The following is a 24424-nucleotide window of genomic DNA, read 5'->3' on the forward strand; positions in this document are numbered from 1 at the left end:
GCACACTGGATCTCATGGAACAGCGGTGGCGGCGCGACGCGCAGGATTCGCCGACGAGTTCCCGATCGTGGATCGCGGTGCTCGGTGCCCTCGGCGTGGTCTTCGGCGACATCGGCACGAGCCCGCTGTACGCCCTGCACACCGCGTTCAGTATGGAGCACAACGCGGTCAGTGTCTCGCAGGAGAACGTGTACGGCATCATCTCCATGGTCGCGTGGACGATCACGCTCATCGTCACCGGCAAGTACGTGCTGCTGGTGACGAGAGCCGACAACGACGGTCAGGGCGGGATTCTCGCGCTGCTGGCGCTGCTCCGCCGTCACGTGCGTGGCCGGAGGGGCCTGGCTGTCGTGACAGTCCTCGGGATGCTCGGGGCGTCTTTGTTCTTCGGGGATGCAATCATCACTCCCGCGATCTCGGTGGTGAGCGCTGTGGAGGGCCTGGTGGTGGTCTCACCGCAGCTGGGGCATCTTGTGGTCCCGGTGTCGGCTGCTGTCCTCGTCGTCCTGTTCGCCGTTCAGCCCTTCGGGACGGGTCGGGTGGGCCGCGCCTTCGGACCGGTCATGCTCGGCTGGTTCGCGACGCTGGCCGTGCTCGGAATTCCGCAGATCGTGGCGCACCCTCAGATCCTCGCCGGCCTGTCGCCGCATTGGGCGATCGAGCTCGTGATTCGCCAGCCGTTCCAGTCGTTCGTGCTCCTCGGGGCAGTGGTGCTCACCGTGACCGGCGCAGAGGCGCTGTACGCCGACCTCGGGCATTTCGGTGCTCGCGCGGTGCGTCTGGGGTGGCTGACGGTGGTGATGCCGGCCCTCCTGCTCGTCTACCTGGGGCAGGGAGCACTCGTGATCTCCCAACCCGGTGCCGTGAGCAACCCGTTGTTCCATCTCGCCCCGCCGGTCCTGCAGCTCCCGTTGGTCATCTACGCCACGGTCGCGACCATCATCGCTTCGCAGGCGGTGATCTCCGGGGCGTTCTCGGTGACCCGTCAGGCCATGCGCCTCGGCCTGCTGCCTCGTCTGGCAGTGAAGCACACCTCCCGCCAAGAGGAGGGCCAGGTCTACCTCCCGGCGGTCAACTGGGTGCTGTTCATCAGCGTCCTGGCTCTCGTCCTGATCTTCTCCTCGTCCGCGGAACTGGCCAGCGCCTACGGGCTCGCCGTCACCGGTACCCTGATCCTCGAATCCTGCATATTCCTGGTGTTCGCTCATGCGGTCTGGGGCTGGGGGAGGTGGAACATGGTCGCATATGTGGCGGCGATCGGCGTTCTGGAGATCCTTCTCTTCGCCGCGAACACCGCCAAGCTCTTCGCCGGCGGGTGGCTGCCCGTGGCAGTGGCGGCGGTCATGATGCTGATCATGACGACCTGGCAGCGCGGATATCAGCAGGTGTCCGAGGCGCGCCGGGCGATGGAGGGGCCGCTCACCCCGTTCATCGCGTCCCTCCAGGGGTCCGGCATCCGCCGAGAGCCCGGTGTGGCGGTGTTTCCTCACCCGGGCAGGTACACCACTCCGCTGGCGATGAAGCAGTGCGTGAAACGATTCCATCTGCTCCACGAGCACGTGATCATCGTGCGACTGGTCAACGCCGATGTGCCGCACATCCGACGGTCGGACCGCATCTCGGTCGACAATGCCGGGTTCGCTTCGGACGGAGTCGTGCACGTGACCGTCCGTGTCGGGTTCAACGACCGGCAGGACATACCGCAGAACCTCGACCTCGCCATCGGCCGCACCCGCGAACTCGACATCGACCTCGACGGCGCCGTCTACTTCCTCTCGGTGCTCACCCTGCGTCCACCCCGCGCGCATCGCCTTCGGGACTGGCGGGAGAAGCTCTTCCTCGCGCTGGAGAAGAACCAGGCCAACCGCACCGAGGTCTTCCACCTGCCCCCGACCCGTACGATCGTGCTGGGTTCCGAGCTGCACGTCTGAGGGTCGAGGCGGCGGACGGCGGAAGTGTCGGCGGACGGCGGAAGTGTCGGCGGCCGGGCAATGGAAGTGGAGGAGGTGATCATGCCGCAGTGGGTGATGGCCGGCGGGGCAGGCCTGATGGCCGGAGGCGCCCTGCTGCTGGGCAGTGTGATCGCATGGCTCGTGTCCGTGCCCACGCGCGTCGTGGCCGCTGTCATGGCGTTCGGCTCCGGCGTGCTGATCTCGGCCCTTGCCTTCGAACTGGTTCAGGAGGCGGCAGAGCAGGGCGGGCTGATCGCCACCGCCGCCGGGTTCCTCGTCGGGTCGGTGGTCTACGTGGGCCTGAATGTGCTCCTGGCGCGCTACGGCGCGAGGCACCGCAAACGCTCCGGCAACCAGCAGCCTTCCCAGGAGGATCAGGCCGGTAGCGGCGGGGCCATCGCAATCGGAGCACTGCTCGATGGGATTCCCGAGTCCATGGTGCTGGGCTTGAGTCTCCTCACCGGGTCCGGGGTGAGTGTGGCGATGTTCGCCGCTGTGTTCATCTCCAACGTCCCCGAAGGCCTGTCGAGCACCGCTGGATGGAAGAAGGCGGGACGCAGCCGCGGGTATGTCTTCGGCATCTGGACCGGGATCGCAGTCATCTCCGGCATCGCCGCGCTGGCCGGCTACCTGCTGCTGGACGGCGCACCACCGGCCACGCTGGCCTTCGTCAATGCCCTGGCCGCCGGAGCGATTCTCGCCATGATCACCGACACCATGATCCCCGAGGCGTTCGAGTCGGCAGCCATGTACTCCGGACTCATCGCCACCCTGGGTTTTCTCGCGGCGTTCAGCCTCCACCGCCTTGGGTGACAGCGGACTGGGGGCACGGTCGACCTGAGCCGGCTTCTCCGAATGCCCTGAGATGCCCAACACCGCAGTCGAGCGTTCAGCAGTTCTTGCCATATATCGGGGCTCGTCCGGCGGGCAGAATGTGAGCACAGCGTCGGTGTGCCGTGCAGATCTGCCAGCGGAATCCGAAGTCACTCCTCCACTGGAGCAATCAGTCGACGAAGCAGTCGACGAGGACCTCGGACCGCACGAACCGCCGACGGCGAAGATTCCCAACGCGAGGACAGCGATGACGACAACCGCGCACGGACGACGGCCCGGCGACGCGCACCAGTTCGATGACGGAGGCCGGCCCGATGACGGACGACGGACCGCGAGCGCAAGCCGGACCGGCAGCAGCGGGAGCGGCCGACGGATCAGGATCGGCATCGACACCGGCGGGACCTTCACCGATGTCGTCGCGTTCGACGAGGAGTCGGGCACGCTGACGACGACGAAGTCGCCCTCGACCCCGGCGAACCCCGCCGACGGCTTCATCACCGGGATCGAGAAGGTGCTGCAGATCCTCGGCGTCTCCGGCACGCGGATCAGCGCGGTCAGTCACGGCACCACGGTCGCGACCAACCAGCTGCTCGAGGGCAAGATCGAGAAGCTCGGCTTCATCACCACCGAAGGCTACGAGTTCGTCCTCGAGATCGCCCGCCAGGCGGTCCCCGACGGCTACGGGAACTCCTACTTCTGGGTCAAGCCTGAGCGCATCGTGCCGGCGGACCTCGTCAAGACGGTGGGCGGGCGCCTCGCGTTCGACGGCTCCGAGATCCGGCCCTTCGACGAGGACGGAGCGCGTGCCACCGCCCGCTGGTTCCGCGAGCAGGGCATCATGACCCTCGGCGTGAACCTGCTCCACGCCTATGCCAATCCGTCGCATGAGCAGCGGATGCGCCGGATCCTCGCCGAGGAGCACCCCGAGGCGATCGTCTCCCTGTCCTCGGAGGTGCTCCGGGAATACCGCGAGTACGAGCGGTCCATGACCACGCTCGTCGACGCCGCGGTGAAGCCGACTGTCGGCCGCTACGTGCAGAACATCCACGAGCGCCTCGACCGGTTCACCGGCTCCGCAGCCGATCCGGCCGGAGACCACATCCCCTTCTACATCATGAAGTCGAACGGGGGAGTCCTCTCCGCCGCCGAGGTCGTCAACCAGCCGATCACCACCGTCCTCTCCGGACCGGCGGCAGGAGCCCTGGGTGCCGGCCTCATCACCCGGACCGCGGGCTTCACCAAGGTGCTGACCTGCGACGGCGGCGGCACCTCGACCGATGTCGCCGTCATCCGCGACGGCGAACCCGAACTCACCACCGAGGGCACGGTGGGCACCTATCCGTCCAAGATCCCGATGATCGACGTCGTCACCGTCGGCGCCGGCGGCGGTTCGATCGCCTGGACCACGCCGGAGGGACAGCTCAAGGTCGGCCCGCATTCGGCCGGTGCTGATCCCGGGCCGATCTGCTACCGGCAGGGTGGCACCGAGCCCACCATCACCGACGCCCACCTGGCACTCGGCCGGATTCCACCCCACCTCCTCGGCGGCGAGATCCCCCTCGACGTCGACGCGGCCCGCGCCGGCGTCGCGGAGATCGGCGGGCGCCTCGGGATCGGCCTGGAGAAGGCCGCGGCCGGGATCCTGGAGATCTCCGCGTGGAATCAGGCCAACGCGCTGCGCCAGATCTCGGTCAAGCGCGGCCTGGACGTCCGCGAGTTCATGCTCGCCACCTTCGGCGGCTCCGGCTCGCTGCTGGCCTGCAGACTCGTCGACATCCTCGGCCTGGCCGGTGTCGTCGTGCCGCAGAACCCCGGCAACGTGTCCGCGTTCGGACTGCTGACCGTCGACGTCAAGAACGACTACGTGCAGACGGCCGTGGCGAAGGACGACGCCCTCGACCTGGCCGGCGTGCAGCGGCTGTTCGAGGAGCTGCAGGGCAAGGCCGCCCGGGCGCTCACCCAGGAGGGCTTCCCCACCTCGCATCATCGCTTCGCCCGCTCGGTCGACCTGCGCTACTTCGGTCAGGCCTTCGAGGTCCGCGTGCCGGCCCCCGACGGCGCCATCACCCGCGACTGGGCCGACCAGGTCGCTCACTCGTTCCATGCCGAGCACCGCCAGCTCTACGGCTATGACTTCCGCGGCGACCCCACGCAGCAGGTCGAATGGGTCAACTTCCGGGTCTCCGGGATCGGGCCCATCACCCGGCCCCAGCTGCTGCCGATCGGGAAGGCCTCCGAGGCGCCCGCCCTGTCCCAGCGCGCCCGGACCGGCACCCGTCAGGTCTGCTTCGACGCCGACGCCGGCTACGTGCCCGCCGCCGTGTACTGGCGGCCCGAGCTCCTCGACGGCGACGTCGTCGCAGGTCCGGCGATCGTCGAGGAGTACGGGGCGACCGTGCCCATCCACCCCGGCTTCAGCGCCCGCGTCGATTCCATCGGCAACCTCGTCATCACCAGGGACTCCGCCACCGCACAGGCTCCCACCGCACCCGCCACCGCATCCGCACCCGAGGAGAAGCAGTGACCGCGACCGACACCCCCGCCGGGTTCACCCTCTCGACCACCCCGCTGGCCGGTGATGAGCTGGCGGCTTACCTCGCCTCGGAGCCGGTCAACCCGGCCGGGCTGCCGACCGGCTACGAGCACGGCAACCGGCTCACGCCGGAGGGCACCACCGTCGACCCGGTGCTCGTCGAGATCGTCGAGGGGACGCTGGCCAGCGTCGAGATGGAGGTCGAGACCGCGATCGCGCGCACCTCCCGCTCGCCCATGATCCGCGACGCCCACGACTTCCGCGCCGGCATCCACGACCGCCAGCTGCGCAAGCTCACCGGCCGGTCCTACTCCGCGCTCGTCCACCCGATCGTGCGCGACTTCCCGCTGGAGACGATGCGCGACGGGGACGTGTTCTTCCACAACGACGTCTACGAATCCGAGGGCGGGATCGGCCACCTGCCGGACTTGTGCGTGACCGTTCCGGTGTTCCATCGGGGCGAGGTGGTGTGCTTCGTCCAGGCGTTCGGCCACCACGACGACATCGGCGGCGCCGCGCCCGGGTCGATGCCCTCAGGCGCCACCTCGGTCCACGAGGAGGGCCTGGCCGTCCCGCCGATCAGGCTGTGGGATGCGGGCGTTCCCAACCGGGCCGCGCTGCGGATCATGACGCGCAATTCGCGGATGCCCGAATCGCTGGCCGCCGACCTCGACGCCGAATGCTCGGCCTGCCTGATGGGTGCCCGCCGGCTGGCCGAGCTGTTCGGCCGCTACGGCCGCGCCGACGTCGAAGCGGCCTTCGACACCATCCTTGACAACACCACCGAGGTGTACCGCCGCGAGATCCTGTCGAAGATCCCCGACGGCCAGTACGTGTGGGAGGACTACGCCGAGCACGACGGCGTGGCCGAACCGCAGCTGCACACCCAGCGCATCACCCTGACGAAGACCTCGACCGGCGGGCCCGGTGACGGGCCGCGGCTGATCATCGACTTCACCGGCACGGCCGCGCAGGCCGCCGGCCCGATCAACCATTGCGGCGACTACGTGGGCGGCAACTTCCTCAAGAAGTGGCTCGCACCGATCCTGCGCAACCTCGCCGCCACCCCGGAGCGGATGGGCGAGCTCGACGTCAACGAGGGCGTCGTGCCGCTCATCGAGATGCGGTTCCCGGAGAAGGGCACCCTGCTCACGCCCGTCTACCCCGCCCCCACGAACGCCCGGACCTTCGTGATCCTGCGACTGCTGGGCGTGCTCGCCGGGGTCGTCGCCAAGGCGGTCGAGGGCCGGATGCCCGCCGATCAGGAGACGATCCGCTACACCGGCGTGTACGGCACCGACTTCGACGGCAAGCCCTACCTCATGCGCGAGGTGCTGGGCGGTGGGTCCGGTGGCCGGTACTACGCCGACGGGGAGGACACCATCCACGTTGTGCCCGACTCCCGCAACCTGCCCACCGAGTTCACCGAATCTCGGTTCCCATTCCTCGTCGAGCGCCTCGGCCTGGCCGTGGATTCGGGCGGCCCCGGTCGCCACCGAGGCGGACTGGGCTACGAGAAGCACATCCGGATGCTGCGTGACGGCCACTTCATGTCGATCGCGGACCGCTCGATCCTCGCCTGCTGGGGCGTCAAGGGCGGCAAGGCCGGCAAGCCGTTCCAGGTCACGATCGATCCTGGCGGTCCCAGCGAGCGGGAGGTCGACGCGCTCGCCGACGCCGAGCCGATCAGGGCCGGCGAGGTCGTGCGCATCCGGACCACGGGCGGTGGCGGCTGGGGCGACCCGCTCGAGCGCCCCCTCGACGAGGTCGAGCGCGATCTGCGCTGGGGCAAGGTCAGCTTCGCAGGCGCCCGGAACGACTACGGAGTGGTCGCCACCGGCACCAAGGAGGACCCGCGGATCGACGCTGCGGCGAGCGCCGAGCTGCGCGAGCAGCGCCGCCGGGAAGCGGGCGACGTCCCCTTCTTCGACCGCGGACCCGGCTACGCGCGGCTGAACCCGGACGGCGCCTCGGCGGCCGACGTCGACTGGCTGTGAGCCGGATGGACAGGGATGTGGGTGGCGACGTGTTCGGTGTCGTGGTCGGGGTCGCGGTCAGGGCGGCGAAACGATGAGAGTGCTCGTGGCCCTGGGCGGCAACGCGATGACCGCGGCCGACGGCTCCGTCAGCGCCGAGGACCAGCGGCAGGCGATCAGCCGGGCGTGCGTGCCGCTGGCCGAGCTCGTCGAGGCCGGGCACGAGGTCGTGATCACGCACGGCAACGGGCCGCAGGTGGGCAACATCCTGCGCAAGAACGAGCTCGCCGCCGGCGAGTTGCCGCCGGTGTCGCTCGACTGGTGCGGGGCGCAGACGCAGGGCACGCTCGGCTTCACCATCGTCAACCAGCTGGAGAAGGAGCTGCACCGGCGCGGGCTTGAGCGGCGGGGGCTCGGGCGGCGGGTCGTCGCGCTGGTCACCCGCACTCGGGTCGACCCCGCCGACCCCGCCTTCGCGAATCCGGTCAAGCCGATCGGCCAGTACCGCGACGCGGAGTACGCGCAGTCGATGAGCACCCACGGTCAGCACTGGCGGGACGTCGGAGCGAAGGGCTGGCGGCGCGTGGTTCCCTCGCCGGCCCCGGTCGAGGTGCTGGAGACTGAGACGATCACCCACCTCGTCGACCAGGGCTGGCTGGTCGTGGCCGCCGGCGGGGGCGGCATTCCGGTGATCGCCGACGACGGCGGAGTCCGCGGGGTGGAGGCTGTCATCGACAAGGACCTGACGGCGGCGCGGCTCGCCCGCTCAGTCGGCGCCGAGGTGCTCGTCATCGCCACCGACGTCGACCACGCGGTCGTCGGCTACGGGACGGCCGACGAGCGTCCGATCGAGCGGATCGACCCCGAGGCGCTGCAGACTCTCGTCGAGGAGGGCCACTTCGCCTCCGGATCGATGGGGCCGAAGGTGCAGGCGATCCTCCAGTTCGTCGTCGAGGGCGGCACACGGGGCGTGATCACCTCGCTGCACCGCCTCGCCGAGGGAGTCGCCGGAGACGTGGGGACGGTGGTCAGCGCCGCCGCGGCCGGGACTTCGAGTGGTCAGGAAGGTGGAGTCCGATGAATCGGATGGTCAGAACGGTGTGGGTGGTCAGAAGGGCTCGGACCGTTGCAACAAGTGGTCAGAAAGGTGCGTTCCGTTGAATCGAGTGGTCAGAAAAGTGCGTCCATCGGGCCAATTCTCGAACTTCTGTGACCACTAGATTCTGGAGATCAAACGTTTCTGACCACTCGATGAGGTAGGTGCGGCGGGTGCACCGCATAGGGCCGGCGGCAACTGCTGAGGACTGCGATCACTGCATAGACTGGTCGTCCTGGTCAACGACGTCCTGGGAGGTATGGCGATGAGGAAGCTGCCGGTGCCGGTCGCGGGTCTCCTGCTGGCTGCGGGTGGGGGACGGCGGTTGGGAATGCCCAAAGGCCTGCTCGTGGACGCCGACGGGATGCCGCGCATCGCCCGGGTCTGCGAACAGATGAGAGCGGCCGGCTGCAGTCCGATCGTCGTGGTGCTGGGTGCCTCCGCCGAAGAGGTGGCCTCCCTTTTGCCCGATCATGCCCAGGCCGTCGTGGCCGAGGACTGGGAGCACGGGATGAGTTCTTCGCTGACGGTCGGACTCAGCGCACTCACCGCCGGTTCGGGCTCAAGCAACGTACGCGGCACGGGCACCGATCCCGCCGCCGAGGCGCCTGCCGAGCTTCCCGCCGCAGAGGCGCCTGCCGAGCTTCCCGCCGCCGCCCTCGTCATGCTCGTCGACCTGCCGGATGTCGACGAGAACGCCATGACCCGGGTCATCGAATGCGGCTTCGAAGCGTTCCCCGAAGTCGAGAACGCGCTCGTGCGCGCCACCTGGGACAGCGAGCCCGGACACCCGGTGCTGCTCGGCCGCGTCCACTGGTCCGCTGCCATCCGCAGCGCCGTCGGGGATCAGGGGGCGCGGGCGCTGCTGGACGGCGCGGGGGTCTTCACGGTGGAGTGCGGCGATCTGGGCACCGGGCTCGACGTCGACCGGCCCGAGGACCTCGAGGGGACGCCGCGATGACGGCACTTCCCAGCAGCCCCGCCGCCCTCCAGCAGGCCCTCGGCGCCCACGGCTACCTCGCCGACGACGGTCTGGCCACCTCCGCCTGGCTGGCCTGCTCACTCGACCGGCCCCTGCTGTGCGAGGGCCCACCCGGGGTGGGAAAGACCGCGCTCGCGGGCGCGCTCGCCGAGGTGCTGGGCGGCGACCACATCCGCCTCCAGTGCTACGAGGGGATCGACGCCGGGCAGGCGCTGCACGAGTGGGACTTCCCGCGCCAGCTGCTCCACCTGCGCGCCGTCGAAGCCGACGGGCGCGGCGACGCGGAGTCCGACGTCTACCAGCGCCGGTTCCTGCTGGCCCGCCCCATCCTGCAGGCGCTCGAACGGTCCACTCCGGACCGTCGCGCGGTCCTGCTCATCGACGAGATCGACCGCGCCGACGACGAGTTCGAGGCGCTCCTGCTCGAGGTGCTGTCCGAGTGGGCGGTCACCGTGCCCGAATTCGGCCGGATCGCCGCGGAGATCCCGCCGGTCGTGATCCTGACCTCCAACCGCACACGCGACCTCCACGATGCGCTCACGCGCCGCTGCCTCTACCACTGGTTCTCCCTGCCCGACGCGGACCGCGAGCGCTCCATCCTCCTGCGCCACGTGCCGGAGGCCGCCGAGGCGCTCACCGAGTCCGTGCTCGCCGCGGTCGCCCGCCTGCGCGGGCTGGACCTGGTCAAGACGCCGGGCATCGCCGAATCGATCGACTGGCTGCGGGCACTCGTCCGCCTCGGCGTCGATGAGCTCGATGAGGCCACCGCGCAGCTGACCCTCGGCACGGTGATCAAGGAGCACGACGACTTGGCCGTCGTCGCCGAGTCCGGACCCGTCGCCGGTGGGGCACCTCCCACACCGCCTCGGAAACCTGACTCTCTTCGGAGCCCGGCCTCGCCTCGCACCCCGGCTTCACCTCGGAATTCGGCGACACCTGGGAGCCGCCTGTGAGGTACTCCGACCTGCTCGTCGAGTTCGGCCGCCGACTGCGCGCTGCCGGGGTCGATGCCGGTCCGGTGCAGGTGCGGACGATGGTGCAGGCGGTGGCCCTCCTCGATCCGCTCGACCCAGCCGACGTCCGGATGGCGAGTCGCGCCGCGTGCTGCACCGCGCCTGAGCAGATCGCCGTCCATGACCGGGTGTTCGACTCCTTCTTCGGACAGGCGGGCCTCCCGCCGCGCCCGCCCGAGACGCTCGGCATCGAATCCCCGGCTCCGGGGACCCCCGGAGCCGATGACGCGGCGGAGGACCAGCAGCTGCCCGTCACCTCGGCCAGTCGCACCGAGCGTCTCCGCCGGCGCGATCTCGCCGAGGCGACGGCCACCGAACGCGACGACGCTCTGTTGCTCATCGACTCCCTGGTCGTCCGCCCACCCACCCGGGTGTCGGCTCGCAGGCAGCGGGCCCCGCACGGCAGCGTGGACCGGCGACGCACCATCCGGCAGCTGCAGCGCACCGGTGGTGAGGTGTCGCACCTCCGCTACCGTGCTCGCACCCGCCGCGCCCGCCCGGTCGTGGTGATCGTCGACGTCTCCGGATCGATGCGCAGCTGGGTCGACGTGGGATTGCGGTTCGCCCGACGGGTGGTGCGGGTGCTGCCGCACGCGGAGGCCTTCACCGCCGGCACCCGCTTGGCCCGTGTGACCGGAGCCCTGCGCGCGCCCACGACCGAGCGACTGTGGCGGGAGTTCATCGCCGAGGTCCCCGACTTCGCCGGCGGCACCCGGCTGGGCGATGCGCTGGCCGCGCTGCTCGACGACTGGGGCAGGCGCGGACCGCTGCGCGGCGCGGTGGTGGTCGTGTTCTCCGATGGATGGGAGCACGGCGGGGCCGAGAGACTGGGACGGCAGATGGAGCGCCTGCGGCGCCTAACCCACCGCATCATCTGGATCAACCCGCGCTCGGGCCAGGAAGGCTGGCAACCCCAGACCGCCGGGATGTCGGCGGTCATGCCCTCGCTCGACGCCCTCGTCGCCGGGCACACGGTCGAGGACCTGCAGGGTGCCGCCGACCTCTTCAGCACCGCGAATCAGGGGAGTGACAATGCGTGACATCGTCGATGGCCTGCGGTTGTGGCTCACCGGCGAGGACCCCTTCATCGTGGCTGTCATCGCCAAGACCTGGTCGTCCGCGCCCAGACCGGCCGGCACGATGATGGCTGTCAGCGCCGGCGGGGAGGTGCTCGGCAGTCTGTCCGGCGGATGCGTCGAGGGCGCCGTCTACGAACTCGCGCAGGAGGTGCTCGCCGACGGGCAGCCGCGGGGGGCGCACTACGGGGTCAGCGATGACGACGCCTTCGCGGTCGGCCTGACCTGCGGTGGGCACCTGGATGTGGTCCTGCGCAGGATCGAGCCGGGAAGCGATGAAGCGAAGCTGCTCGCCGAGGCGGTCGCTCGGATCGATGCCGATGAGCCGTTCGCGCTCGCGATGCTGGTGCACACCGGGCAGCCGGTGCCGGACCCCGGTGAACCCCTCGGGCGGCTCCTGCTGGTGGCCGACTCCGAGGCGCGCGGTCGGCTGGGCTCCCAGCGGCTCGACGAAGCCGTCGCGGATGACGCGCGCGGCTGGCTGGCCGCCGGGCGCACCGGTATCCTCACGATCGGCGCGGATGGGGAGCGGCTGTACGACGATCGGGAAGTGCTCGTCATGGCACTGACGCCACGGCCGCGGATGATCGTGTTCGGCGCCATCGACTATGCGAAGGCGCTCGCGGAGCTGGCCTCGTTCGTGGGCTATCACGTGACCGTCTGCGACGCGCGGCCGATCTTCGCGACCCCCAAGCGCTTCCCGAGCGCCGACGAGGTCGTCACGCAGTGGCCGCACCGGTACCTGGAGGCCGAGATCGCGGCCGGCCGGATCGGGCCGACAACCGTGATCGCGATGCTCACCCATGACCTCAAGTTCGACGTTCCGCTGCTCGAGGTGGCGCTGCGCTGCGAGGCCGGGTACATCGGCGCGATGGGCAGCCGCCGCACCAACGCCCAGCGGGAGGAGCGGTTGCGGGAGGCCGGGGTGACCGACGAGGAGCTGGCCCGACTGCATACGCCGATCGGCCTCGACATCGGCGCCCGCACCCCGGAGGCGACCGCGGTGTCCATCCTCGCGGAGGTGATCCAGGGACAGTGGGGCGGCTCCGGCCGGCAGCTGCGGCAGACGGAGGGCCCGATTCACGGGGAGTAGAGCAGCGCCGCCCTTCCACCGTCGCCGGCTCGGAGCGAGCAGAATCCGCTCACCACCGGTACCTGCGCTCCCAGTTGCTGCACGGCTGAGTGGAGCCCGGGCTCACTCCCGCGCAGGGCGGCATCTGCTCAGGCGCCAGCTTCTCCACCGACTCGCTGCTCCACTCGAGCTCGTCCTCGCCGTCGTGGACCCGCCACAGGCGGATGCTGGGCCAGTACGCGTTCATGAAGATCTCGCAGTCGCAGCGGCGCACGCCCAGCTCGGACAGCTCGCCGAGGAACTCGGCGACGTCGGGAGCTGCGTGGTCACGGAAGGAGAGGGCGAATCGGTGGGTGCCGTCGCAGCCGGACTGGGCGAGCTGACGGTCGACGAAGCACACCAGACACTCGCCGTCGGCCGGGCTCGTGCCGGCTGCCGAGGCGTCGCGGACATTCGGTTCGGCTTCTTGTGCCATCAGGATCGCGTTCATGGCAACACCATGACACGAGGCGCGGACACGGTCGGTTCACCGCGCCGCCGGTGGCTCGTTCTCACCGAGGACACGCAGCGTCTGCGCTGTCCGGGCATCAGCAGGATAGAAGGCCTCGATCGCGAGTTCGGAGACGGTGACTTCCAGCGGGGTGCCGAACACCGTCGTCATGCTGATGAGGGAGAGCTCATGACCTCGGACCGTGCACCGCAGGGGAATCACGAGCTCGTGCGGGCCATCCGGGACTTCGACGTCACCGGGCAACGCAGCGAATTCCTCCAGCAGCGCCGCCAGTCCGGGATCACCGGTGGCCTGCGCCTGCCGCCCGAGCTGAGCGAGAAGGTGTCCGCGCCACTCGGCGAGATTCAGGATCCGGCCGGCCATCCCCTCGGGATGCAGACTGGCCCTGATCACGTTGATCGGAGGCTCCAGGAGATGGTCGGCGACACCTTCCAGCAGCAGCCCGGCCGCGGTGTTCGAAGCGACGAGGTCCCAGCGCCGGTCCACCACGACGGCCGGAAACGGGTCATGCGCGTCGAGGACGCGGTTGATGGCACCGCTGATGACCGCCATCGGAGTCTCCGTCAGTGCGTGCTCGGGATAGGCAGGTGCGTAACCGCCGGCGAGCAGCACCCCATTGCGCTCCCGCAGAGGGATGTCGAGATGCTCGGCGAGGTGCAGCAGCATCTGCTTGGTCGGCTGCGCGCGTCCGTTCTCGATGAAGCTCAGGTGGCGGGTCGACACCTGCGAGGAGTTCGCCAGCTCGAGCTGAGTCAGCCGGCGGCGCTGCCGCCACGTCCGCAGGAGACCACCGACGTCAGACGTTCGTGCAGGCTGAGTCGTCATCGCAGTGTCCTCTTCCTCGAGAGCGCTGGAAGGACCGTGTCGCGACCCCACATGACCTCCGAGGTCATCGACGGTCCGTGGGGTTGATGGCCACGATTGTCGCATGTCCCGGCGCAGAGGGCGTCGGACATCACGGAAGGACAGCGACATGACGGACACGCCAGTCAAGAGCTACGCGGTCGGACTGCTCAGCGAGGTGCGGATGGGAGCCGACATCGCGGAATACCTCAGACGGATCGATGACACCCTGGCGCCGTTCTCCGGCCGCTTCCTGGTCCACGGAAATGTGCCGACCGAGCTGGAGGGCACGTGGCCCGGCGACCTCATCGTCATCGAGTTTCCCCAGGCGGAGGGCGCCTCGGCCTGGTACGCCTCGGAGGGCTACCAGGCGATCCTCCCGCTGCGCACGGACAATGCCGACGGTGTCGTGGCGGTGTTCGAGGGGGTGGAGCATCCGCACCGGGCCACGGACATCCTCCGGAATGGCGCAGCCACCGGCGCGTGATCGGTGGAATCCGTGGAATCGGAGGAGGAATCGGAGGAATCGACGAGCTCGGTCACACCTGCCGCTGCGCGAACGGCTCGCAACCCGGGCTCGCCGGCACCTCCGCCGTCTGCTCGGCACCGGAGGTCTTGGCGAGGATCGACATCGCCGCCGCGATCACGCAGACTGCTGCCCCGCCCCACCAGGCGTAGGTGTAGGCGCCGAAGGCGTCACGGACGAGCCCAGCGGCGAAAGCAGCCCCTGCCGCTCCGAGCTGGTGGGCGGCGAAGACCCACCCGAAGATGATCGTGCCGCGCTCGCCGAAGATGTCCCGACACAGCGCGCTCGTCGGCGGGACGGTCGCCACCCAGTCCAGTCCGTAGATGACGACGAACAGGATCATGCTGATGTGCACCTGATCCGACAGCAGCCAGGGAAGGAGGAGGAGGCTGACGCCGCGGAAGGTGTAGTAGACGACGAGGAGGATGCGCGGGTCGAACTTGTCGGTCAGCCAGCCCGAGGCGATGGTGCCGGCGACGTCGAAGATCCCCACCGCAGCCAACAGCCCGGCCGCCGTGGTCGTTGCCATCCCGTGGTCGTGGGCCGACGGGATGAAGTGGATCCCGACCAGACCGTTGGTGGTGGCGCCGCAGATCGCGAAGGCGATGGCGAGCGCCCAGAACGCCCGGTGGCGCACGGCGAAAGCGAGGCTCTCGAGCGCTCGCTGCACTGCACCCCCCGCGGCCCGCGCGGGTGGGACGTACCCGGGCTCCGCGCCGTACGGTGCGACTCCCCGCTCCTCGGGGTAGTCGCGGATGACCAGCCACACCAGGGGCACGACAGCCAGCGCGGCACCGGCGATCACCAGGGAGGCCGGCCGCCATCCGATGTTCTCCGCGAGTGCGGCGACCGGGGGCAGGATGATGAGCTGGCCGGTCGCCGATCCAGCGGTCAGGCAGCCCATCACCAGCCCGCGCCGCTTGACGAACCACCGGTTCGCAATGGTCGCAGCCAGCACCAGCGCCATCGCGCCGGTGCCCGCCCCGATCAGCAGACCCCAGAAGACGAGCAGCTGCCACGACGCGGTCATGATGATGCTGCAGCCGGCCCCGAACGCGATCAGGACCAGCGCGCCCGAGATGACCTGCCGCATCCCGAAGCGATCCATCAGCGCCGCGGCGAACGGCGCGACGAGTCCGAACAGCACCAGGTTGATGCTCACCGCCAGCGACATGGTGCTCATCGACCAACCGAACTCGTGGTGCAGCGGCAGCATCAGCGCGCCGGGAGCGGCCCGGAACCCAGCAGCGCCGAGCAGCGCCAGGAAAGCGACGAGGGCGACCCACCATCCCGGATGAATGCGGAAAGTGCGCGCACCGCGGGTGGGGGATGGAGAGCGCAGGGACATGTGCGGTGCCTTCTTCCGGAGCCTATGACCGCAGTCACTCTATCCGGGTACCGCGAGCTATCCGGTGCCCGCCCGAGGATTCCGGCCTGTCCGGTGCAGCATGGCCCGGCTTCGGCCGAGTGCCCCGCCCGGCGGACCCGGCAGTTCGCGCCTCAGTGCCTGAGGATCTGCCGGCGGATGTCGTCATCGAGCGCGGAAATCGCCAGGCGCAGCGCAGTCCTGGGCATGGCCGACGCATGTTCGCGGAGGAAGCCGAGCAGCTGATCCCGGTCCCTGCTCCCCAAGCGCCTGAGGAAGATCCCGACAGCCTTGTGGACGACCGGTTCGGGAGCGCTCACCAGGCGGCGGGCAATTGCGGTGCCTGCTGCGACATCGTCATCGTCCCCGGCCTGCAGGAAGTGCAGAGGCGCTGTGATCGCGGTGCGCCTGCGCAATGGGCAGGCCGAACCGGCCAGGTCGATGAGGTTCTTCTTGTCGCGTCCCACGAACCACCCGCCCACGACTTGAGGTGCGGCGCGATCGACCATGTCCCAGGTGGTGATGCGGTCGTGACGTTCGAGGTAGACCCTGCAGAGCGCTCGCCGCTCGTCATCGTCGGGGTCGCTGCGGGCTCTGAAATCGAGGATGCACATGGCCGCCATGCGGGCTTCGTAGCTGGGATGGTCGAGGAGCTTGCGCACCTCGGCGAGCTCCAGCCCCGCGTGCTCTCGGGCGACGGTGACGAGGTCGTCCATCCTCGTGCCGATCGCGGGTTCATCCGGTGAGAGGCGCTTGCGCACCCTCGCCAACTCCGCGTCGGACTGGAACTCACGCAGTGCCTCGATCACAGCTGACGCCGGCTGCGCGGTCATGGGATGCCTCCCTGTCACAATGTGCGGAGCGAAAATGAGCCGGGTTCTACGTTCCTCCTGTGGTCGCCCTCTGTCCAGGCCTGCAGAACCCGCGAGCCGAGCGCTCTCTGCCGCGCTTCCTGCCGCGCTCGTCAGCCCACGGGCTCGGCCGCGCTCGGCGCCTCGCTCGTCCGGAAGGAGGGGGCCTCGACGGCATCCGCCAGCGACCGGATCGCCTCGGTGAAGCACTCCTCGGGCGGATTGACGAGGCCTGCCCCCACCTGGCCGACCCCCGCCACACGTCCGGCCATCCCGGTGTTGATCTGCGGCAGCACTCCCGTGCGCAGCACCTTCGTGACGTCGATGCCCGTCGGCACGCCCCGGAACTCCAGGATCGGGATCTGATGCGCGGGATGCTCGCCGAGCGTGATCTCGTACATCCGGCGGGTCGTCCGCAGCGCGAACGGCACGCCCCCGCCCACCAGCCGGACGATCGCGGGAGCCGTCGCCATGGCGAAGCCACCCACGCCCGCGGTCTCCGTGATCGCGGAATCGCCGATGTCCGGGTTCGCGTCATCCGGCCCGAACGAGCCCAGGAACAAGCCCTCGGCCACCTGCGCCGGGCCGGTGTACCACGTGTCGCCGGTGCCGGACACCTGGATCCCGAAGTCAGTGCCGTTGCGGGCCATCGTGGTCACCAGGGTCGACCCCGGCACTCCCCGCGCGGCCAGGGTCGCCAACTTGCACGCCGGCATCACCAGGTTGAGCGCGAAGTGATCGTTGGCCCCGATGAACCGGCACACCTCCGCGATGTCGTCCGGATCGCGTCCGCTGCGCGCGATGTGCGGCACTACGTCGCGGAGGAACATCAGCGTCGCCGACCGGTTCCGGTTGTGCCCTTCGTCGCCCATCTGCACCATCTGAGAGATGTACGCCCGGATGTCGATCGGCCCGTGGGCGGCGACCGCTTCGGCGAGGACCGGGCCGAGCACATCGCGCATCCACCGCAGCCGGGTGAGCACCTCGTCATTGTTCGCGCCGTAGCGCAGCACCTTGCCCAGCCCCTCGTTGAGCGAGCAGTAGGCGGTGGTGTCGTGCGCGGGATCGCGCAGCTCGAACATCCACATCGAGGGGCTCACGACTCCGGCCATCGGGCCCACCGCGTCCCGGCTGTGGCAAGGCTCGAAGGTGAAGTCACCCGCCGCGAGCTTCTCCTCGGCCTCCGGCAGCGAGTCGGCCAGCCCTTCGAACACGGCCGCCCCGGCGAGCGCGCCGCGCATCGGCCCGGAGGCGCGCGCCCATTCCAGCGGCGGGCCTGCGTGGAGGAACTCCCCGGGCCGGAGACCCAGGCACTCCGAGGCGGGCCGCAGCGCGACGAGGTCGGCTCCGGCCGCGAGCATGCGCTCGAGCGCGATCGCGTTGGCCTGCTCCCGGCGGGGGTCGGCCAGCACCCGGACGAGCGCCTCGACATCGCCGGCCGGCGGCTGCCAGGGCACCTCGGTGACGGCGACCGCCTGCTCGGCGAGCGCCTCGGCGAAGAGGGACACCCCGGCCGAGACCACCACCGGTTCGTCCGCCAGCAGCCCCCGCAGAGGCGCGGCTCCGGTCGGCTCCGGGCGAGGCGTCACGAAGGTCTCCAGCGGCGTCGCGGTCGCCGAACCGCCCGGCGCACCCTCCGAGGCGCCGGGCGGGCTGCCGACGGAACCGGCCGAGGCGCCCGCCGCCCCTGCCTGCGGGATGTCGGCGGGTGCCCGGTGGGCCAGCAGCTCGAGCGCGTGGCGGACCGCCCGGGCGTTCGAGCTGAAGACCGAGGCGCCCGCGCGGTGGAGCGCCGACACGGTGTGCTCCATGCCCTGCGGGTCACCGGCGGCGCCGATCACGGACACGACCACCGGCAGCTCCCGTCCCGCTGCGGCAGCCTGGGCCCGCGCGTCGCGGATCGCCGCGGCGAGCTCGGGCGCGGGATCGGGGTGGGAGCCGTAGCCGAGCACGAGGTCGAGCAGCAGCACTCCCGCAGTCCGAGACTCGGCGCGGATCCGCTCGAGGCGCAGGGAGGGGTCGATCATCGGGTGGGCGCGGCCCTGAGTCATCTCGTCGGCGCCGAAGTCGAGCACCGCGTGGCCGTCCACGGTCTCCTGCCCGGAGATTCGGGGGGCGCCGGCCAGCGGGATGTTCGAGGGGATGGGGCCGAGCGCCTCGGCGGCGATCACCATCGCCTCGTCCGCCAGCGTGCCGCCGCAGAACAGGCCGCGCAGCGGCCCCGCGGCAGGTGCACCCGCCTCCGCGAGCTTGCTCGGCCACTCCGGGACCGGAGCGTCCGCCAGCCGCAGCGCCTGCTCGACCGCACAGGTGAGATCGGGCAGACCGGGGCCGAGGGCCGCCCAGGTGACGGGCACGCCGAGGTCCGCCGCGAGCCGCTCGAGCTCGGCGAGCACTCCCGGGTCGGCGGGCTTGGACACCACGATCACGCGCTCGGTGCTCTCGTCCGCTGCGAGGGCGCGCAGAGCCTGGGCGGCGCTGCGGCCCCCGACCTCCGCGGACAGATCCCGGCCACCCGTGCCGAGCACGTGGGAGACGCCCTCGCCGGCGGCCTCCAGCAGGCACATCACCTGCTGCGCTCCCGTGCCCGAAGCCGCCACCACCCCGAACCGGCCCGCGCGCACGCGGTTGGCGAAGCCGAGGGCGGCGCCGCTGACCACGGCGGTGCCGCAGTCCGGGCCCATCACGAGGACGTCGGCGGCTGCGGCGGCGTCCTTGAGGGCCACCTCGGCGGCCACGTCGACGTTGTCGCTGAACAGCATCACCGAGCAGTTCGCCCGGATCGCGTCCAGCGAATCCACGGCAGCGTACTCACCGGGCACGGAGATCACCGCGAGGTTCGCGTCGGTGCGCTGCGCGGCCGAGCCGATCGTCAGCGCCGGCGAGTCCCCGGTCAGATCCGCGGAGCGGGACGCGGCCGAGCGCAGCTCCGCCAGTGCGGCGTCGAGGCCGGAGCGGCCCGCGTCGAGGGCGGCGTCGTCCTCGCCGCGGAGGGCGACGACCAGATCATTCGGTCCGGCCTCGTCGGGAACGGCGAAGCCGGTGGAGACCATGAGCTCGAGGTTGAGCGGGGTGCCCATGCCGATGAGGGCATCACTGATCCCTGGGGTGCGCTTGACCGTCTGGGACACCTGCATGAGGCTCACGGAGTCGAAGTAGACCCCGGTGCGGACGTCGACGAAATCAGGCATGGAGAGTCCTCTCACGGTGATGGGCTGAGCGGATGGGAGCGGAGGCGGTAGAGGGCCGGCCGCGGTCGGCGGTCAGCACGGCGAGCAGCCCGGTCGCGAGGTCGTGGCCTGAGGAATGCCCGATCCGATCGAGCAGCTTGAGGCTGTGGGCGACGGGGCTGCCGGAGGTGGTGCTGCCGGGAACGGCGCCGCCGGACCGCAGCCCGTCGAGCAGCGCCCGCACCTCGGGGAGGCACCAGCCGTCGCCGGCGGCCCGCAGCAGTGACGCCGACAGGCTGGTCGTCGCGCGCAGATGAGCGGCGACGGCCTCCGCGAGGGTCGCCGACGCGCGGATCCGGCCCGCCGCGCGCAGGCCGAGGAGCACGCCGGCCAGTACATCATCACCCGACGGAGTGAGCCCCGGCCCGCGGCCGACGAGCGCGCGCGTGCTCGCAGCGAGCCCGTCGGTCGATCCGGGGGTGTCGAGAGCGGCCAGGACGTCCGCGGCAGCGTCTGCCAGGCCGGGCAGCCCGGGCCGCAGCTCGGCGCGGAGGGCTCGTACGGCCTCACCGTCGATCCCCACCGCCGCGCCCACCCTGATCGAGGCGGGCCGGAAGGTGCGTCTCACCTCCAGCCGCGCGGAGGGCAGCTCGATCCGGCCGGCGCTGACCGTGACCGCGTCCCCCGGGATCAGGCCCGTCGACACCGGCCGTCCCGTGCCGATCCCGACCGAGGGCACCACCACGGAATTCGGCAGCCGCAGCGCATCAGCGTCGAGGACGCACAGGACCTCCGACCACTCGCCGGCGTGCAGGTAGACGGCCCGCGGCAGCGCCGCCAGCACCGTCGCCTCGCCGGACCGGTGGAGCCAGTCGGGTGCGAGCACCGACGCCGCCGCAGGGCGCAGGGGCGGCGGTGACAGCACAGCGATGTGGTCCATTTCACAATGCTAGGCAGGGGCTATAGGGTGCTGGACATGGTCAGAGTTGCCGATAACGAGCAGTATGACCGGCAGGATCTGCCGAGCACCGGCGCTCGGCCCGCGCTCGGAGACGCGATCTCGATGTCCGAGGTGCTGCGGGTGCCCAGCCTGCTCGGCGCCGAGGTGCTGGCGGGCTCCTCGGGGATGGGCCGCTCGGTGCTGCTCGTCAACGTCATGGAAGTGCCTGACATCCTCCCCTGGGTGCGCCCGCAGGAGATGCTGCTGACGACCGGCTACCCGCTGCCGCAGGAGGAGGCCGGCCTGGTCGGGCTGATCCACGACCTCGCCGACCGGGAGCTCGCCGGGATCGCGATCAAGTCCGGCCGCTACCTCGACTCCGTCCCGCACGCCGTCCGGCAGGCCGCCGATCAGCGCGGCTTCCCCGTCATCGAGCTGCCGGCCACCGCTGCCTTCGACCGGATCATCAACGATGTCGTCGCCCGCATCCTCAATCGGCGGGCCGATGTCCTCAAGCGCGCCGAGCACGTCCTCGGCGAACTGGTCTCCGGAGTGGTCACCGGCGGTGACCTCACACAGATCTGCCGCGGCCTGCTCAGCCGGATCGGCGATGCCGCGCTGGTCACCACGGCCGACGGGCGGGTGCTCGCCGAGTGCGGTGCAGGTCGATTCGCCGAGGAGCTCGACGTGCTGCGGGAGCTCGACTGCTTCGACCGCTCCGGCCGGTTCCTCGTCGAGGCCGAGCCCACCCACATCTCGCGGCACGGCGGTGACGGCATGCACTGGCTCAGCGTCGGCGTGCACGGCGGCACCCGCGACATCGGCAGGCTGGTCCTGTTCGGCCGACAGCCGATGGGCGCGGAGGACGCCCACCTCGCCGAGCAGGCCGCAGCGGCCGCCGCCCTCGTCATCACCAAGCAGCAGGCTGTGCAGGCCGTCGAGAGCAAGTACCAGGCCGACTTCCTCCACGACATCCTCCGCGGCCGGGCAGGCACCCGACGGGACATCCTCTCGCACGCGCAGAGCCTGGGCTGGGACCTGGACCGGCCGCTGCTCGTCGTCGTCGCCGAGGCGAATCACGGAGCAGGGCCCGGCGAGGACGAGATCCCGGGGGAGGAGGTGCGGTCCCTGCAGGAGCGCTTCGCCACCGCCTGGACGAACACCGTCCGCCGTCACGACCCGCAGGCCGCTGTCGTGTGGTCCAGCGACGAGGTGATCGCCGTCTTCGGGATCGACCCGCAGGCCCGCCAGGACGAGGCACTCGCCCTCGTCGAGGGGTTCGCCCGGGCGGTGCGCGGACTCGGCGGCGGGGGGCGGCGGACGTTCTCCACGGGGATCAGCCGCACCCTCGATGACGTGCTCCGCCTGCCCGAGGCGTACGAGGAGGCGCGCAAGGCCGTCGAGGTCGGACGGCGGATGGACGGGAACCAGTCGGTGCGGCACTTCGACTCGCTCGGCGTGTTCCGGCTGCTGTCGCTGATCCCCGACACCCAGGAGCTCTATGCCTTCGCGGTGGAGACGCTCGGTGTGCTGGCAACAGATGACAAACCGGAGTACGCGGACCTGCGGCGGACGCTGGCGGTGCTGCTCGAGCACAACCTCAATGTGGCGGAAACCGCCCGTGCCCTGCACTTCCACTACAACTCGCTGCGCTACCGGATCTCCAAGCTCGAGCGGATGCTCGGTCCCTTCACTCGGGACGCGCAGCGCCGCTTCGCGATCACCCTGGCACTCCACGCACTCCAGCTGACGGACCGATGAGGAGCGTGACGACCGATGAGGCGCTCCGGGATGCTGGATCCCCGGCCGACCGAACGGCCCCTGTGGACATCTGCCATCACCCTGCCCGCCTTCTCGGCACACAATGACGTGACGACGGCAACAGGGGTGTCCATATAGTGGATGAACGCGCTCTGTGGCAATGGCGCCGCAGAGACCCATGACGACTCAGCGATGCGTCGAACAAGGAGTGCGAAATGGCCTTCGGATGGAAACTGTACGGAGACGGCAAGCACATTGCGCCCGGCGCTGCCGTCGCCCCCGATGAGCGGCTGACCTGGCCGCGCACGATCGGCCTGGGCGCCCAGCACGTCGTGGCGATGTTCGGCGCCACCTTCGTGTTCCCCATCGTCATGGGGCTCAACCCGCAGCTGGCCGTGATGATGAGCGGCATCGCCACCATCATCTTCCTGCTCATCGTCAACGGGAAGGTGCCCAGCTACCTCGGCACCTCGGCGGCGTTCGTCGGCGGTGTGGCGGCGGTGACGGCCCAGGGCGGCAGCCCGCAGCAGGTGACCGGCGCGATCCTCGTCGCCGGCATCGTGCTGGCGCTGGTCGGCGTGTTCATCCACTTCATGGGCGCCGGCATGCTCACGAGGGTGATGCCGCCGGTGGTCACCGGCGCGGTCGTCATGCTCATCGGCTTCAACCTGGCCCCGGTCGTGGCCAACGTCTACTGGCCGCAGGACCAGTGGGTCGCCCTCATCGTCATGGTGGTCGTCATCATCATCTCGGTGGCGCTCAAGGGCTTCCTCGGCCGGATCGCGATCCTCCTGGGCCTGATCTTCGGCTACGCCCTGTCCTGGGTCTTCGACATGGTCTTCGGGCAGATCACCTCCTACAACGCGACCATCGACGGCATCGACACGCACTTCCGGGTCAACTGGTCCGGCGTGGTCGAGGCGCCCTGGATCGGATTCCCGCCGGCCACCGATGCCGCCGCCGGGGTCGTCGGCGTGCATCTGCCGGAGTTCAACGCCGCCTTCATCATCGTGATGCTGCCGGCCGTGATCGCCCTGATCGCTGAGAACGTCGGCCATGTCAAGGCGGTGTCGGAGATGACCAAGACCGACCTCGACCCCTACATGGGTCGTGCCGTCGCCGCCGACGGTGTCGCAACCGTCATCGCCACCTCGGTCGGAGGTTCCCCGACCACCACCTACGCGGAGAACATCGGCGTCATGGCCAGCACCCGCGTGTACTCGACGGCCGCGTACTACGTCGCCGGCGTGGTCGCGATCCTGTTCGGCCTCTCGCCCAAGTTCGGTGCGCTGATCTCCGCGACTCCCGGCGGCGTGCTCGCCGGCATCACGGTCATCCTCTACGGCATGATCGGCCTGCTCGGTGCCAAGATCTGGATCGAGAACCGGGTCGACTTCTCCAAGCCGGTCAACCTCGTGCCGGTGGCGGCGGGCATCATCATCGCGATCGGCGACGTCAGCCTGCAGATCACGGAGACCTTCACGCTGGCCGGCATCGCCTTCGGCACCATCGTCGTCCTGGTGATGTACCACATCGTGCGCGCCTTCGTCCCCGCCGCACAGCGCGACGACCACGTCGACGACGCCGGCGGCACCACGATCGCGGTCGGCCGGGAGGGGCTGTACAACCTCGACGAGCTGCGGCTGCGGGAGAACTACGGACTCCACGGCCACCGGGTGGTGGGCCGGACCGAGAACGGCGAGCTCATCGTCGAGGAGCAGCCCCGACACCGGGACCGTGCCGACACCGACGACGGCGGCCGCAGCGCCCACGGGGTCACCGCCTCGCTGGTCGATGACTCGACCAGTCCGCCCGGATCGGCCAAGCACTGACCGCCTCGGCACCGACCGGATGACCGCATGACCCGCCCCGGAACCGACCTCACCGGCACCGACCGGATGACCAGCCGACCCGAGCCGACC

At 70.3% G+C, this 24424-nt stretch carries 18 protein-coding genes; 12 read left to right on the plus strand and 6 right to left on the minus strand.

From position 1 onward, the window contains the following. Positions 1-14: 14 nt before the first annotated feature. The 9 genes from LXN01_RS12380 (at position 15) to LXN01_RS12420 (ending at position 12555) form a co-directional block, all read left to right on the plus strand. Positions 15-1931 carry a potassium transporter Kup gene (locus LXN01_RS12380; RefSeq protein ID WP_236865607.1) on the plus strand — a complete coding sequence of 639 codons (1917 nt, stop codon included), beginning with the start codon at positions 15-17 and terminating at the stop codon, positions 1929-1931. Positions 1932-2012: 81 nt separating this feature from the next. After that, positions 2013-2765: a ZIP family metal transporter gene (locus LXN01_RS12385; RefSeq protein WP_236865610.1), complete on the plus strand. Its 753-nt coding sequence runs from the start codon at positions 2013-2015 to the stop codon at positions 2763-2765. A gap of 268 nt (positions 2766-3033) precedes the next feature. Further along, positions 3034-5310: a hydantoinase/oxoprolinase family protein gene (locus tag LXN01_RS12390; RefSeq protein ID WP_272902443.1), complete on the plus strand. Its 2277-nt coding sequence runs from the start codon at positions 3034-3036 to the stop codon at positions 5308-5310. Then, positions 5307-7316, plus strand: a complete 2010-nt coding sequence (locus LXN01_RS12395; RefSeq protein WP_236865611.1) for a hydantoinase B/oxoprolinase family protein — start codon at positions 5307-5309, stop codon at positions 7314-7316. The genes LXN01_RS12390 and LXN01_RS12395 overlap by 4 nt, the downstream gene beginning before the upstream one ends. A gap of 73 nt (positions 7317-7389) precedes the next feature. Then, a complete protein-coding gene (locus tag LXN01_RS12400) occupies positions 7390-8376 on the plus strand; it encodes a carbamate kinase (RefSeq protein WP_236865612.1) in 987 nt (328 codons plus the stop codon). A 280-nt stretch (positions 8377-8656) separates the two neighbouring features. Continuing rightward, positions 8657-9352, plus strand: a complete 696-nt coding sequence (locus LXN01_RS12405; RefSeq protein WP_236865615.1) for a nucleotidyltransferase family protein — start codon at positions 8657-8659, stop codon at positions 9350-9352. Next, positions 9349-10326: an AAA family ATPase gene (locus LXN01_RS12410; RefSeq protein ID WP_236865617.1), complete on the plus strand. Its 978-nt coding sequence runs from the start codon at positions 9349-9351 to the stop codon at positions 10324-10326. Before LXN01_RS12405 ends, LXN01_RS12410 begins: the two co-directional genes overlap by 4 nt. Then, positions 10323-11426 carry a vWA domain-containing protein gene (locus LXN01_RS12415; protein ID WP_236865619.1) on the plus strand — a complete coding sequence of 368 codons (1104 nt, stop codon included), beginning with the start codon at positions 10323-10325 and terminating at the stop codon, positions 11424-11426. The genes LXN01_RS12410 and LXN01_RS12415 overlap by 4 nt, the downstream gene beginning before the upstream one ends. Then, on the plus strand, positions 11419-12555 hold the full coding sequence (locus LXN01_RS12420) for an XdhC family protein (protein ID WP_236865621.1): 1137 nt from the start codon (positions 11419-11421) through the stop codon (positions 12553-12555). Before LXN01_RS12415 ends, LXN01_RS12420 begins: the two co-directional genes overlap by 8 nt. Before the next feature lie 49 nt (positions 12556-12604). On the opposite strand, the gene LXN01_RS12425 is transcribed toward LXN01_RS12420, so the two are convergent. Then, entirely contained in the window at positions 12605-13024 is a 420-nt protein-coding gene (locus tag LXN01_RS12425) for a DUF2695 domain-containing protein (protein WP_236865623.1), read from the minus strand. Positions 13025-13060: 36 nt separating this feature from the next. Beyond that, positions 13061-13870, minus strand: coding sequence for a helix-turn-helix domain-containing protein (locus LXN01_RS12430; RefSeq protein WP_236865625.1), 810 nt, complete (start codon positions 13868-13870; stop codon positions 13061-13063). Between the two features lie 148 nt (positions 13871-14018). Between LXN01_RS12430 and LXN01_RS12435 the strand changes: the two genes are divergently transcribed. Then, entirely contained in the window at positions 14019-14375 is a 357-nt protein-coding gene (locus tag LXN01_RS12435) for a DUF1330 domain-containing protein (RefSeq protein ID WP_236865628.1), read from the plus strand. A gap of 52 nt (positions 14376-14427) precedes the next feature. Here the strand turns inward: LXN01_RS12435 and LXN01_RS12440 are convergent, their stop codons facing one another. The 4 genes from LXN01_RS12440 to LXN01_RS12455 all read right to left on the minus strand — a co-directional run bounded on the left by LXN01_RS12440 (position 14428) and on the right by LXN01_RS12455 (position 20741). Then, the gene (locus LXN01_RS12440) at positions 14428-15762 is read right to left on the minus strand and encodes an MFS transporter (RefSeq protein ID WP_236865635.1); all 1335 of its coding nucleotides are present in this window, start codon (positions 15760-15762) and stop codon (positions 14428-14430) included. A gap of 152 nt (positions 15763-15914) precedes the next feature. Further along, positions 15915-16613, minus strand: coding sequence for a DNA alkylation repair protein (locus tag LXN01_RS12445; protein WP_236865637.1), 699 nt, complete (start codon positions 16611-16613; stop codon positions 15915-15917). A gap of 131 nt (positions 16614-16744) precedes the next feature. Further along, a complete protein-coding gene (locus tag LXN01_RS12450) occupies positions 16745-19822 on the minus strand; it encodes a bifunctional FdrA/YlbE family protein (protein WP_236865640.1) in 3078 nt (1025 codons plus the stop codon). Beyond that, positions 19815-20741, minus strand: coding sequence for an oxamate carbamoyltransferase subunit AllH family protein (locus LXN01_RS12455; RefSeq protein ID WP_236865642.1), 927 nt, complete (start codon positions 20739-20741; stop codon positions 19815-19817). The genes LXN01_RS12450 and LXN01_RS12455 overlap by 8 nt, the downstream gene beginning before the upstream one ends. 36 nt (positions 20742-20777) lie before the next feature. Here LXN01_RS12455 and LXN01_RS12460 point away from each other — a divergent pair, with 36 nt between their 5' ends. Beyond that, on the plus strand, positions 20778-22502 hold the full coding sequence (locus tag LXN01_RS12460; protein ID WP_236865643.1) for a PucR family transcriptional regulator: 1725 nt from the start codon (positions 20778-20780) through the stop codon (positions 22500-22502). 215 nt (positions 22503-22717) lie between these two features. Further along, positions 22718-24334: a uracil-xanthine permease family protein gene (locus tag LXN01_RS12465; protein ID WP_236865644.1), complete on the plus strand. Its 1617-nt coding sequence runs from the start codon at positions 22718-22720 to the stop codon at positions 24332-24334. Positions 24335-24424 lie beyond the last annotated feature (90 nt).

This window comes from Brevibacterium daeguense, assembly GCF_021729135.1.
Lineage (GTDB): Bacteria > Actinomycetota > Actinomycetes > Actinomycetales > Brevibacteriaceae > Brevibacterium > Brevibacterium daeguense.

Coding starts and splice junctions, on each gene's coding strand:
- LXN01_RS12430 (WP_236865625.1), bottom strand. CDS start 13,870: ATGACGACTCAGCCTGCACGAACGTCTGACGTCGGTGGTCTCCTGCGG.
- LXN01_RS12405 (WP_236865615.1), top strand. CDS start 8,657: ATGAGGAAGCTGCCGGTGCCGGTCGCGGGTCTCCTGCTGGCTGCGGGT.
- LXN01_RS12400 (WP_236865612.1), top strand. CDS start 7,390: ATGAGAGTGCTCGTGGCCCTGGGCGGCAACGCGATGACCGCGGCCGAC.
- LXN01_RS12420 (WP_236865621.1), top strand. CDS start 11,419: ATGCGTGACATCGTCGATGGCCTGCGGTTGTGGCTCACCGGCGAGGAC.
- LXN01_RS12450 (WP_236865640.1), bottom strand. CDS start 19,822: ATGCCTGATTTCGTCGACGTCCGCACCGGGGTCTACTTCGACTCCGTG.
- LXN01_RS12380 (WP_236865607.1), top strand. CDS start 15: ATGGAACAGCGGTGGCGGCGCGACGCGCAGGATTCGCCGACGAGTTCC.
- LXN01_RS12385 (WP_236865610.1), top strand. CDS start 2,013: ATGCCGCAGTGGGTGATGGCCGGCGGGGCAGGCCTGATGGCCGGAGGC.
- LXN01_RS12465 (WP_236865644.1), top strand. CDS start 22,718: ATGGCCTTCGGATGGAAACTGTACGGAGACGGCAAGCACATTGCGCCC.
- LXN01_RS12460 (WP_236865643.1), top strand. CDS start 20,778: ATGGTCAGAGTTGCCGATAACGAGCAGTATGACCGGCAGGATCTGCCG.
- LXN01_RS12390 (WP_272902443.1), top strand. CDS start 3,034: ATGACGACAACCGCGCACGGACGACGGCCCGGCGACGCGCACCAGTTC.
- LXN01_RS12425 (WP_236865623.1), bottom strand. CDS start 13,024: ATGAACGCGATCCTGATGGCACAAGAAGCCGAACCGAATGTCCGCGAC.
- LXN01_RS12455 (WP_236865642.1), bottom strand. CDS start 20,741: ATGGACCACATCGCTGTGCTGTCACCGCCGCCCCTGCGCCCTGCGGCG.
- LXN01_RS12435 (WP_236865628.1), top strand. CDS start 14,019: ATGACGGACACGCCAGTCAAGAGCTACGCGGTCGGACTGCTCAGCGAG.
- LXN01_RS12410 (WP_236865617.1), top strand. CDS start 9,349: ATGACGGCACTTCCCAGCAGCCCCGCCGCCCTCCAGCAGGCCCTCGGC.
- LXN01_RS12440 (WP_236865635.1), bottom strand. CDS start 15,762: ATGTCCCTGCGCTCTCCATCCCCCACCCGCGGTGCGCGCACTTTCCGC.
- LXN01_RS12445 (WP_236865637.1), bottom strand. CDS start 16,613: ATGACCGCGCAGCCGGCGTCAGCTGTGATCGAGGCACTGCGTGAGTTC.